10 protein-coding genes and 2 tRNA genes are annotated in these 11,451 nt (G+C 61.1%); 10 read left to right on the top strand and 2 right to left on the bottom strand.

Annotated elements, in window-relative coordinates; genetic code table 11:
* Positions 1-103: 103 nt before the first annotated feature.
* From PGB28_RS02050 to PGB28_RS02070, 5 genes are all read left to right on the top strand, one after another.
* Positions 104-616, top strand: coding sequence for a c-type cytochrome (locus PGB28_RS02050; protein WP_271419815.1), 513 nt, complete (start codon positions 104-106; stop codon positions 614-616).
* Between the two features lie 172 nt (positions 617-788).
* Entirely contained in the window at positions 789-2,714 is a 1,926-nt protein-coding gene (locus PGB28_RS02055) for an extracellular solute-binding protein (protein ID WP_271419816.1), read from the top strand.
* Positions 2,715-3,866 (top strand): microcin C ABC transporter permease YejB, encoded by a 1,152-nt coding sequence (locus PGB28_RS02060; protein ID WP_271419817.1) that lies wholly within the window; start codon positions 2,715-2,717, stop codon positions 3,864-3,866.
* A 3-nt stretch (positions 3,867-3,869) separates the two neighbouring features.
* On the top strand, positions 3,870-4,976 hold the full coding sequence (locus tag PGB28_RS02065) for an ABC transporter permease (protein WP_271419818.1): 1,107 nt from the start codon (positions 3,870-3,872) through the stop codon (positions 4,974-4,976).
* On the top strand, positions 4,973-6,556 hold the full coding sequence (locus PGB28_RS02070) for an ABC transporter ATP-binding protein (RefSeq protein ID WP_271419819.1): 1,584 nt from the start codon (positions 4,973-4,975) through the stop codon (positions 6,554-6,556). Before PGB28_RS02065 ends, PGB28_RS02070 begins: the two co-directional genes overlap by 4 nt.
* 121 nt (positions 6,557-6,677) lie before the next feature.
* On the opposite strand, the gene hemN is transcribed toward PGB28_RS02070, so the two are convergent.
* The gene (hemN, locus tag PGB28_RS02075) at positions 6,678-8,033 is read right to left on the bottom strand and encodes an oxygen-independent coproporphyrinogen III oxidase (protein ID WP_271419820.1); all 1,356 of its coding nucleotides are present in this window, start codon (positions 8,031-8,033) and stop codon (positions 6,678-6,680) included.
* A gap of 70 nt (positions 8,034-8,103) precedes the next feature.
* Between hemN and fnrL the strand changes: the two genes are divergently transcribed.
* From fnrL to PGB28_RS02095, 4 genes are all read left to right on the top strand, one after another.
* Positions 8,104-8,850: a transcriptional regulator FnrL gene (gene fnrL / locus PGB28_RS02080; protein ID WP_271419821.1), complete on the top strand. Its 747-nt coding sequence runs from the start codon at positions 8,104-8,106 to the stop codon at positions 8,848-8,850.
* 176 nt (positions 8,851-9,026) lie between these two features.
* The gene (locus PGB28_RS02085) at positions 9,027-9,170 is read left to right on the top strand and encodes a hypothetical protein (RefSeq protein ID WP_271419822.1); all 144 of its coding nucleotides are present in this window, start codon (positions 9,027-9,029) and stop codon (positions 9,168-9,170) included.
* On the top strand, positions 9,167-9,343 hold the full coding sequence (gene hemP, locus PGB28_RS02090; protein ID WP_271419823.1) for a hemin uptake protein HemP: 177 nt from the start codon (positions 9,167-9,169) through the stop codon (positions 9,341-9,343). The genes PGB28_RS02085 and hemP overlap by 4 nt, the downstream gene beginning before the upstream one ends.
* Positions 9,344-9,412: 69 nt before the next feature.
* Complete coding sequence (locus tag PGB28_RS02095; protein WP_271419824.1) at positions 9,413-10,618, top strand: beta propeller repeat protein; 1,206 nt, start codon at positions 9,413-9,415, stop codon at positions 10,616-10,618.
* Between the two features lie 21 nt (positions 10,619-10,639).
* Here PGB28_RS02095 and PGB28_RS02100 read toward each other — a convergent pair.
* Positions 10,640-10,716 (bottom strand) — tRNA-Met (locus PGB28_RS02100).
* Positions 10,717-10,899: 183 nt separating this feature from the next.
* Between PGB28_RS02100 and PGB28_RS02105 the strand changes: the two genes are divergently transcribed.
* Positions 10,900-10,974, top strand: a tRNA-Gln gene (locus PGB28_RS02105).
* Positions 10,975-11,451 lie beyond the last annotated feature (477 nt).

The following is an 11,451-nucleotide window of genomic DNA, read 5'->3' on the forward strand; positions in this document are numbered from 1 at the left end:
AATCCCGTTTCCGGGCGTTTCGTCGCGGCTTCTATACCTTGCCACCGCGAAGGGGAAGACGTAGATACCCGCCCAACCAGTTACGCTTAGGGACTCGCGAGCAATGGATACAATGACTTCGACCAAGATTCTGGGCGCGTTTTGCGGTGCGTTCCTGATCTTCCTTCTGGGCAAATGGGCGGCAGAGGTGATCTATTCCACCGGTGGCGGCCATGGCGGTGAAGAGCAAGCCTATGTCATTGAAACAGGTGACGATGGCGCCGAAGAGGAAGCGACCGAAGGCCCGAGCCTTGAAGAGCTGATTGCCTCTGCCGATCTGGGCAAAGGCGAAAAGGTCTTTGGCAAATGCCGCGCCTGTCACAAGGTGGAAGACGGCGCCAATGGCACCGGCCCGCATCTTTATGGTGTGGTGGGTCGCGCAACCGGCGCTGTGGACGGCTTTGGCTACTCCGGCGCAATGGCCGCTGTGACGCCGGAATGGAACGTCGCCGCGCTGGACGCCTTCCTCGAAAACCCCAAAGGCTATGCGCCGGGCACCAAGATGTCGTTTGCTGGCCTGAAAAAGGCTGAAGACCGGGCCAACCTGATCGCTTGGCTGGACAGCCTCGACAACTGATCACTCGCTGATCACTGAAAATTCGGACGCCGTCGCATCTGTCAGGGATGCGGCGGCGTTTCTTTTATGGGCTTTTGATCCCAGTTCACGGATAATCAACTTGAACATGGATAAGCTCGCAATTTAGCTTAATTCCAACAGGTATAAGAAGATCGAACAGCCGGAGGTAGACATGCTCAGAAACCGTGAGACGACCCGCCTACGGGCCAAGGCCCGCGCAGCCACGTTTCCCCTGGCCGCAGTGACGCAACTTGTCGGGGGGCTTGTTCTGGCCGCCGGACTGGCCAGTGCCGCCATCGGCGAAGAGGTGACGGAGAGCCACGGTTACAGCTATTTCGGCAATCTCGACTATCCGGCGGATTTTCCGCATTTCGACTTCGTCAATCCTGACGCGCCCAAAGGCGGAGAGATCTCGCTTGGCGCATCCGGCACCTTTGACAGCCTCAACCCCTATTCGCGCAAGGGCCGCTCCGGCGTGTTGACCGGTGTGCAATATGACCAGCTCATCGAGACTGCCGAGGATACGGTGGGACAGTATTACGGCATCCTCGCGCACAAGCTGGAATATCCCGAAAGCCGCGATTGGGTGATTTTCCACATGCGCCCCGAGGCGAGGTTCTGGGATGGTACCCAGGTCACGGCGCATGACGTGGTCTATTCCCACAAGCTGTTCATCACTCAGGGCCTGCCGTCTTATGCGCAGGCGGTAAGCCGCATGGTCACAAGCGCCGAGGCGCTGGACGATCACACGGTCAAGTTCACCTTCAACCCCGAGGAATCGAAACGTTCGCGGATCGAGACAGTGGGCTCCACCCCGGTCTTCTCGAAAGCGTGGTTCGAAGCGGATGAAAGCCGCCGTCTGGACGAGCCGCGGCTTGAGGTGGCGGTCGGCTCCGGCCCCTATAAGCTCGACAGCTACGAAGTGAACCGCCAGATCATCTATAAACGCCGCGACGACTACTGGGGCGAGGACCTGCCCTATAACAAGGGGCGCTACAATTACGACACGATCCGCGTGGAATATTTCGCCGACCAGACCGCCAGTTTCGAGGCGTTCAAGGCGGGCGAATACACGATCCGGATCGAGAGCGATCCCAAGATGTGGGCATCAAGCTATGATTTCCCCAAGGTGAATGACGGCACGGTGGTGCAGATGGAACTGCCCGATGGCAGCCCGCCCAACCCGACGGGGTTTGTCTTCAACCTTGCCACGCCGCAGTTGCAGGACAAAAGCGTGCGCGAGGCGATTGCCCTGGCGTTCAATTTCGAGTGGACCAATGAATCGCTGCTCTTCGGGCTCTATTCGCAGCGCTCCTCCTTTGTCGAAGGCACGCATCTTGAGGCGAAGGATGTCCCCACCGGCAAGGAACTGGAATTCCTCAAATCGCTGGGCGACGTGGTGCCGCCCGAGATTTTCACAGACCCCGTGCGCATGAGCCATACGTCCGGTGCCGAGCGGCTCAATGACCGGCGCAACCTGCGCCAGGCGGCCAAGATGCTGGAAGAGGCCGGATGGGTTGTGGGCGACGATGGCGTGCGCCGCAATGCCAAGGGCGAGGAACTCACGCTGGACATGCTGTTCCCGTCCAACATCCAGTCCTCGGTCGAGGCGATGCACGAGACCTTTGCGCAAAACCTTGCGCTGATCGGGGTCAAGGCAAACCTCGAAAAGGTGGACCCGTCGCAATATAGCGAGCGCCGCCGCGAGCGGCAGTTCGATATCCTGTATTCCACCCGATACAGCACCTTCCTGTCCACCGGTGGCGGGCTGAGCCAGATGTATGGCTCAAAGGAAGCGGCGTTCAGCCTGTTCAACCCTGCGGGCCTTGCCAGCCCCTTGGTGGATGCGATCATCGAGGCGTCCTTTGTCACCGACAATCAGGTAGATCAGGACACCGCGCTGATGGCGCTGGACCGGGCGCTGCGGCACGCGTTCTTTATCGTGCCCACCGGCTATATCGCGGAACACTGGGTCGCCGCCTATGACATGTACGGGCACCCGGAAACCCTGCCGCCTTTTGCGCTGGGCTATCTGGATTTCTGGTGGATCGACCCGGACCGCGAGGCCGCGCTGAAGGAACAGGGCGTGCTGAAATAAATGGGCGCCTATATTCTCCGACGGCTGTTGCTGATCATACCCACGCTATTGGGGATCATGATCGTCAATTTCGTCCTGACCCAATTCGTCCCCGGCGGTCCGATTGACCAATATATCGCCGAGATCGAAGGCGAAGGCGATGTGTTCGAAGGCTTTGCAGGCTCCGGTGATGCCGGGGCCGCGGGGGCTGAGGAGGACAGCGACTATATCGGCGGGCGCGGCTTGCCGCAGGATTTCCTGGATCAGCTTGAGATCGAGTTCGGCTTTGCCCGCATCGTCTGTGAAGACGGGTACGAGGGCGAACCGGACCTCGAAAACGAGGCCTGCTCCAAGGAACAGATCGGCACGGTGGAACAGTTCTTTATCATGATGGGCAAATATATCCGGCTCGATTTCGGCGAGAGCTATTTCCGTTCGGAAACCGTGCTGGGGCTGGTGATCGACAAGATGCCGGTGTCGATCTCATTGGGGCTTTGGTCCACGCTGATTGCCTATCTGGTGTCGATCCCGCTGGGCATCCGCAAGGCGGTCAAGGATGGTTCGCCCTTTGATACCTGGACCTCAGGCGCGATCATCGTGGCCTATGCGATCCCGGGTTTCCTGTTTGCGATCCTTCTGCTCGTGCTGTTCGCGGGCGGCTCCTATTACCAGATCTTCCCGCTGCGGGGCCTGACCTCGGAAAACTGGGACGACCTGAGCCTGATCGGAAAGGTCGCGGATTACTTCTGGCATATCGCGCTGCCGGTCTTTGCCTCGACCATCTCGGCCTTTGCCACGCTGACGCTGCTGACCAAGAACAGCTTCATGGACGAGATCAAGAAACAATATGTCATCACCGCCCGCGCCAAGGGGCTGGACGAAAAGCAGGTGCTCTACGGCCATATCTTCCGCAACGCGATGCTGATCGTGATCGCGGGGTTTCCATCGGCCTTTATCGGCATCTTCTTTGGCCAGTCGCTGATCATCGAGACGATCTTTTCGCTCGACGGTCTGGGGCGGCTGGGGTTCGAGGCGGCGATTGCCCGCGACTTCCCGATCATCTTTGGAACGCTGTTCGTGTTCGGTCTGATCGGGCTTCTGGTCGGGATTCTGTCGGACCTGATGTATGTGTTTGTCGATCCGCGCATCGACTTTGAAAAGAGAGAGGGCTGACCCATGGCACTGTCTCCGCTCAACCAGCGCCGCTGGCGCAATTTCTGCCGCAACCGGCGCGCCTATTGGTCGCTGATCCTGTTTTCGATCCTGTTTGGCGTGTCGCTCTTTGCCGAGTTCATCGCCAATGACAAACCGATCCTGGTGAATTACCGGGGCGAATATTACACCCCGATCTTCAAATTCTACCCCGAGACGGAATTTGGCGGCGATTTCCGCACCGAGGCTATCTATCGCGATATCGAGGTGAAATGTCTGATCCGCACCGGCGGGCTGGAGGAATGCTGGGACGATCCCGAGGGGCTGATCGAACGGGTCGATGCGGGCGAGGTGCCCGAGGGCGATTTCGTCAAGGGCTGGGCGCTCTGGCCGCCGATCCCCTACAGTTTCGACACCGCCGTGGACCGCCCCGGCGCGGCCCCCCTGCCCCCGAATGAACAGAACTGGCTGGGCACCGATGACACCAAACGCGATGTGCTGGCGCGGATCATCTATGGTTTCCGCCTGTCGATCCTGTTCACCCTGATCGTGACGACGGCGGCGTCGATCATCGGCATTATCGCGGGCGCGCTACAGGGCTTCTTTGGCGGATGGCTGGATCTGATCTTTCAGCGCATCATCGAAATCTGGGGCGCGATCCCGGGCATCTACGTGATCATCATCATGTTTTCGATCTTCGGGCGAAGTTTCTGGCTTCTCGTGTTCCTGTCCGTGCTGTTCGGCTGGACGGCGCTCGTGGGCGTGGTGCGGGCCGAGTTCCTGCGGGCGCGCAATTTCGAATATGTCCGCGCCGCCCGCGCTCTGGGTGTGTCCAACGCCACGATCATGTTCCGCCACATGCTGCCCAACGCCATGGTGGCCACGGTCACCTTCCTGCCCTTCATCGTGACCGGCACGATCGGCGCGCTGGCGACGCTGGATTTCCTTGGCTACGGGCTGCCGTCCTCGGACCCGTCGCTGGGCGAACTGACGTTGCAAGCCAAACAGAACCTGCAGGCCCCGTGGCTGGGCTTTACCGCCTTCACCGTCTTTGCCGTGATGCTGTCGCTCCTCGTCTTCGTGTTCGAGGGCGTGCGCGATGCCTTTGACCCAAGAAAGACTTTCTCATGAGTGCTGTTCTTCAGGTCAAAAACCTGTCCGTGTCCTTCCATCAGGATGGTCAGGTCAATCAAGCGGTGCGCAACGTGTCCTTCGAAGTCGGGCGCGGGGAAACCGTGGCCATTGTCGGGGAATCCGGGTCGGGCAAATCGGTCACGGCGCTGTCCACCGTGTCGCTGCTTGGTCCCTCGGCCGAGGTCACCGGATCGGCGCGCTTTGACGGGCAGGAGATGGTGGGGGCCGACAACAAGCTCCTGCGCAAGGTGCGCGGCAATGACATCTCGTTCATCTTTCAGGAGCCGATGACCTCGCTCAACCCGCTGCACACGCTGGAAAAACAGCTGCGCGAAAGCATGGAGCTGCACCAGGGCGTGACCGGGCGCGAGGCGCGCATGCGCATCGTGGATCTCTTGCACAAGGTCGGCATCCGCGATCCTGAAACCCGGCTTGGCGACTATCCGCACCAGCTTTCGGGCGGGCAGCGCCAGCGCGTGATGATCGCCATGGCGCTGGCCAATGGACCGGAGCTGCTGATCGCGGATGAACCGACCACGGCGCTGGACGTGACCATTCAGGCGCAGATTCTTGATCTTCTGGCGGAATTGAAAGAGGCCGAGGGGCTGAGCCTTCTGTTCATCACCCATGACCTTGGCATCGTGCGCCGCATCGCCGATCGGGTCTGCGTGATGAAAGACGGCGAGATTGTCGAAACTGGCCGAACAGCAGAGATCTTTGCAAATCCGCGTCACGCCTATACCCAGAAACTGCTGGCGGCTGAAAGCACAGGTCAGCCCGACCCCGTGCCGGACACCGCCCCGGTGGTGGCCGAAACGCAGAACCTCAAGGTCTGGTTCCCGATCCAGCGCGGGCTGCTCAAACGCACAGTGGGCCATGTAAAGGCCGTCAATGACGCCACCTTCAAGGTCCGCGCCGGCGAAACCATCGGTCTCGTGGGTGAAAGCGGCTCGGGCAAGACGACGCTGGCGCTGGCATTGATGCGACTGATCCATTCCGAAGGGCGGATCACCTTTGACGGCAAGGACCTGCGCCATTTCTCCACGCGCAACCTTCGGCGGCTGCGCTCGGAAATGCAGATCGTGTTCCAGGACCCGTTCGGCTCGCTCAGCCCGCGCATGTCAGCCATGCAAATCATCGCCGAAGGGCTCGGCGTGCATGGCCGCGGGGATGATCCCCGCCCGGTGCGCAAGATGGTGGCCGAAGTCATGGAAGAGGTCGGTCTCGACCCCGGCACAATGGACCGCTACCCGCATGAATTCTCAGGCGGCCAGCGTCAACGCATCGCCATCGCCCGCGCCATGATCCTGCGCCCCAAGCTGGTGGTGCTGGACGAACCGACCTCGGCGCTCGACATGACCGTGCAGGTGCAGATCGTGGAACTCCTGCGCGAACTGCAGCGCAAATACGGGCTCGCCTATCTCTTCATCAGCCACGATCTCAAGGTGGTGCGCGCCATGTCGCATTACGTGATGGTGATGAAACAGGGTGACGTGGTCGAGGCCGGCACCGCAGACCAGGTCTTCCAGAACCCGCGCACGGACTATGCCCGCACACTTCTGGAAGCGGTGGCCTGATCCCTTCTTCTGTTTAAAAATGCCTTCGGGGGTGAGGCCAAAGGCCGAGGGGGCAGACAGCCCCCTCACCCGCCCCGAAGGGGCTCACAAGAGCGCGCCGAAGGCGCACAATCAGATCACGTCACACCGCCGAAGAATGCCCGGCCTTGCTCAGATCATAGGCGTCCAGCGCTCGCGCCACCATGCGGGTCAGGGGACGCGCCTCGGGGGGCAGGTAAAGCCCCTCCTCGTTGAGCGTGACATAGTCGCCAAACTCGCGCCTCACCGGTTCCATGAGCGTCTCGAACTGCGCCGCGCTCACACCGAAACGGTCGCGCATTTCTGCCGCGCTGATGCGGAAATCGCACATCAAGGCCTCGATCAAACGCGCGCGCAACAGGTCATCGCCGCTGAACGCATGGCCCTTGGCGGTACTGAACCGCCCGTCCCGAATGGCGCCCGTGTGCTTGCCGGTGCTGGGCGCGTTCTGGGTGTAGCCTTGCGGAAAGCGCGAAATCGACGACGCCCCCACCCCGATGAGCACGTCTGCGGTGTCATCGGTATAGCCCTGGAAATTCCGCCGTAGCCGCCCCAGCTTCTGCGCCTCGGCCAGCCCGTCATGTTTGGCCGCGAAATGGTCGATGCCGATCTCGGCATAGCCGTCCCATAGAAACAGCCGCCGCGCCGTGTCAAACAGGTCCAGCCGCTCATCCGGCGTGGGCAGTGCCTCGGACGGAATCATCGACTGCCGCCGCGCCATCCACGGCACATGCGCATAGCCATAAAGCGCCACCCGGTCTGGTGACAGCGAGAGCAGCTTCTGCACTGACGCGGTCATCCGCTCGCGCGACTGGTGCGGCAGACCATAGAGAATATCGGCGTTGAGGCTGGCCACGCCGCGCGCCCGGATCATTTCGACCGCGTCGCGGGTGATGTCGAATCCCTGCAGACGACCGATGGTGGCCTGCACCTCGTCGTCAAAATCCTGCACGCCGATCGAGGCGCGGTTCATCCCCGCCGACGCCAGCACATCAAGCCGGTCGCCATCGATCTCGTTTGGGTCGATCTCGACCGAGAACTCGCCCCGATCCGCCATCGGCGCGACGTCAAAGATCGCCTGCGCCAGACGCTCCATCATGTCCGGTGCCAAAAGCGTGGGCGTGCCGCCGCCCCAATGCAGCCGGGACAGGCGCACACCGGAGGGCAATTCCCCCTTGAGCAGCTCCAACTCGGACAGCAGCGTGTCCAGATAGGCGCGCACCGGTTCCTCGCTCTGAGTGCCCTGAGTGCGGCAAGCGCAGAACCAGCACAATCTCCGGCAAAACGGCACATGCACATATAACGAAATTTCGCCGTCCTCGGGGACGGCGTTGATCCAGCGTGTGAAGTCCGACGCTGTCACCGCATCGCTGAAATGCGGTGCCGTGGGGTAACTCGTGTACCGAGGCACCTTCGCGTCAAAAAGACCTAGTCTGGCAAGTTGTGTTCGCGTAACCATGACCCTAGGTTTAGGTGTGAGTGCGAAAGATAACTTTGACCCAGATCAATCCCGAGAAACAGGTTTCACCATGCCCGGCAATTTGACCGCTGATCTTACGCTTGATTGTGGCGACTGCCCGATCCGCCACCGCGCGGTCTGTGCGCGTTGCGATTCCGACGAATTGCAATCGCTGGACGAGATCAAATATTACCGTTCCTTCGAAGCCGGGCAGTCGATTGTCTGGAGCGGCGACCGCATGGAATTCGTGGGCTCCGTCGTCTCGGGCATTGCGACCCTGACCCAGACCATGGAGGACGGGCGCACGCAGATGGTGGGTCTGCTTCTTCCGTCGGATTTCGTGGGACGCCCGGGACGCGAGGCCGCCGCCTATGACGTGGTGGCCACCACCGATCTGGTGATGTGCTGTTTCCGCAAGAAACCGTTCGAAGAAATGATGATGCGCACGCCGCATATCGCCCAGCGTCTTCTGGAAATGACCCTGGACGAGCTGGACGCCGCGCGCGAATGGATGCTGGTGCTGGGCCGCAAGACGGCGCGGGAAAAGATCGCCTCGCTGCTGTCGATCATCGCCCGGCGCGACGCCACGCTCAAGCTCAGCCCGAGCAACGGAACGATGGTGTTCGACCTGCCGCTCACCCGCGAGGCGATGGCGGATTATCTGGGTCTGACGCTGGAAACCGTTAGCCGTCAGATCTCGTCGCTCAAACGCGACGGGGTGATCGAACTGGCGGGCAAGCGCCATGTGACCATCCCCGATTTCGACCGGCTTCTCGAAGAGGCGGGCGATGACAATGACGGCGGCATGCTGGCCTGAGCCACCTGCCCGAAGGACCCTGCCAAAACCCGCCGAACCGGCGGGTTTTTCATTTTTGCAGCGCTGGATCATCTTGACTATTCCGACTATAATTGTCAGATATAAAAACAGACCCCAGCCATCCCGCCCTTGACCACGGGACAGCCCGGCCCATTTCCAAATCCAGGAGACTGACCATGGCTGCACCTTTGCCCCGAACCTCAAAGATCACCCTGCCTGCCCCGCCTTGGCAGTCTGTTCTGGCCACCGCATTGGGCGGCACTTGGTCGGTCGAACACGGGCTGGCGCGGATATTCGACCGGCTGGAGGCAGGCCGATGAACGCGATCACCCGCAGCGAGACACTGCACCACCCGGCCCTGCGCGAATCCGACGGTCCGATTTACGATGCCCGGCTGTTGGTGGGCGACAATGCCACCGCGCGCATTGTGCTGGATGGCAAGGTCTACGTGCTGCGCATCACCAAGGCCGGAAAACTGATCCTCACCAAGTGAGCCCGCCCCCGCCATAGTTGGAAAGGCCCGGCTGTGCTAGACTGCCTCCTGGTTCAGGAGGAGTTTGCCATGCCCGGCCCAACCACGCTACTTGTAGGCACCACCAAGGGTGCCTTTGTGCTCACCAGCGATGCGCCGCGCGCGGTCTGGGACGTCTCGGGCCCGCATTGCGGCGGCTGGGCGATCAACCACATGGCCAGCGACCCCGGGACCGGCGCGCTCTGGGCCGCGGGCGGCGGGGAATGGTCCGGTGCGGGTGTCTGGCGCTCGTCTGACGGGGGCGCATCATGGACCCTGTCCAAGCTGGCCAATGGCAAATTCGATCAGTGGCTGCGCGATGACCCGGAGATGGCCGCGCAATTCGGCATGGAACCGGACCCGCCCGCCCCCTTCACCGACGAGATCGAGGCGCTCTGGTCCATCCGGCGCGCCCATGGGCGGCTCTATGCCGGGGCCAAACCCGCCACGCTGTTTGTGAGCGAGGATGAGGGCGAGAGCTGGACCAAACTGCCCGCGCTCAACGACCACCCCTCTGCCGACAGCTGGCAACCGGGGGCGGCCGGGCTGACCCTTCATACGATTGTCACCGACCCGGGGGACCCGGACAAGCTCTGGCTTGGGATTTCCGCCGCCGGTGTCTTTGCCTCCGAGGATGGCGGGCAAAGCTGGGAACGGCGCAACCGGCGCAGCAACACGGGTGGCGAGACAGACGCGCATACGCATAGCGACGCGCCGCAGCTGGGGGAATGCGACGGCGATGTGGGCTATTGCTTGCATAACATGGTGCGCGCGGACCTGCCCACCGGTACGGACCTGCTCTATCAACAAAACCATCACGGCGTGTTTCGCAGCGCCGATGGCGGGCGCAGCTGGGATGACATCACCACGGGGTTGCCATCCCATTTCGGCTTTCCCATTGCGGTGCATCCCCATGACCCGCAAACCATCTGGACCCTGCCGCTCAATGGCGATTCCCAGGGCCGGTTCCCGCCTGATGCCTCGGCGGCGGTCTGGAAATCCACCGATGGCGGCGACGGCTGGGACAAGAAGCAGGACGGATTGCCGGTGCAAAACTGTTTTTTCACCGTTCTGCGCCAATCCATGGCCACCGATCAACACGAGCCCGCCGGAGTCTATTTCGGCACCAACTCCGGGTCGGTCTTTGCCAGCACGAATGAGGGCGAGACATGGCAGGACATTGCCAGCCATCTGCCGACGATCCTGTGCGTCGAGGTGCTGCAACAGGCCAAAGGCAATACCGACGGCGGGCTGTAGTCTAAGGCTGAGGGAGAGAGGTGGTGGCGTGGGGGGGACTTGAACCCCCGACCTAACGATTATGAGTCGTTCGCTCTAACCAACTGAGCTACCGCGCCACGGTGCGCGGTGGGTAAGACAGCGGGCATGGCGCGTCAAGCCAAAAAGCGCCCGAAAACCGCATTTTCCGTCTTGTCACAAGCCCTGTCGGCGCCCCTGCCCGGGCCGCAAAAATTCCACGTTTTTTTGTGTCATTTGGTCTTGATCACCGTGACCACTCCGCGTAATACGACGCGCACCGTTGGGGTGTAGCCAAGTGGTAAGGCAGCTGTTTTTGGTACAGTGTATCGTAGGTTCGAATCCTACCACCCCAGCCATCTCCTTCAGAGCTTTACTGTGATCGCAGGCTCAGGCCGCACCGTGGTGGAAATGCCCCTCGGAATGCCCCTGCCGCACGGTACCTTCCCCGCCTCCTGAACATGACCCACACCAGTGCTGCTCTACGGGGGCTTGGCGAGGCTGTTTCGGACGTTCAATCGGCCCAGCCAGACAGCTATGGAGAGGAATAGGTCTCTGTAAGGGGGATATAAGAATAATAGGTATAAGTAATGGATGGATAAGAAGGAAGAGAGAGGGAGGGGAGAGAGGACCGTGGAAGGAGGATTCTTATCCATCTCGTTAATAGTTATAAGTAATAGATAAGAGGAGGGAGGCTAGGTGTTTGATCCCACGGTATGATGGTGTGATTTTTTCTCAGGAATTGAAGGAAGCATTATGGGACAAGTTCGTCACGGGAGCGCCACGACCACGTACGCCGTCAGAGCTGCAATACAGCGATCGCAAGCTTCGCTCGC

Origin of the sequence: Primorskyibacter aestuariivivens (genome assembly GCF_028023675.1) — a bacterium.
Lineage (GTDB): Bacteria > Pseudomonadota > Alphaproteobacteria > Rhodobacterales > Rhodobacteraceae > Marinovum > Marinovum aestuariivivens.

Excerpts from the sequence above, each read along its gene's own strand:
- PGB28_RS02050 (WP_271419815.1), top strand. The coding sequence starts at position 104 with ATGGATACAATGACTTCGACCAAGATTCTGGGCGCGTTTTGCGGTGCG.
- PGB28_RS02055 (WP_271419816.1), top strand. The coding sequence starts at position 789 with ATGCTCAGAAACCGTGAGACGACCCGCCTACGGGCCAAGGCCCGCGCA.
- PGB28_RS02060 (WP_271419817.1), top strand. The coding sequence starts at position 2,715 with ATGGGCGCCTATATTCTCCGACGGCTGTTGCTGATCATACCCACGCTA.
- PGB28_RS02065 (WP_271419818.1), top strand. The coding sequence starts at position 3,870 with ATGGCACTGTCTCCGCTCAACCAGCGCCGCTGGCGCAATTTCTGCCGC.
- PGB28_RS02070 (WP_271419819.1), top strand. The coding sequence starts at position 4,973 with ATGAGTGCTGTTCTTCAGGTCAAAAACCTGTCCGTGTCCTTCCATCAG.
- hemN (WP_271419820.1), bottom strand. The coding sequence starts at position 8,033 with ATGGTTACGCGAACACAACTTGCCAGACTAGGTCTTTTTGACGCGAAG.
- fnrL (WP_271419821.1), top strand. The coding sequence starts at position 8,104 with ATGCCCGGCAATTTGACCGCTGATCTTACGCTTGATTGTGGCGACTGC.
- PGB28_RS02085 (WP_271419822.1), top strand. The coding sequence starts at position 9,027 with ATGGCTGCACCTTTGCCCCGAACCTCAAAGATCACCCTGCCTGCCCCG.
- hemP (WP_271419823.1), top strand. The coding sequence starts at position 9,167 with ATGAACGCGATCACCCGCAGCGAGACACTGCACCACCCGGCCCTGCGC.
- PGB28_RS02095 (WP_271419824.1), top strand. The coding sequence starts at position 9,413 with ATGCCCGGCCCAACCACGCTACTTGTAGGCACCACCAAGGGTGCCTTT.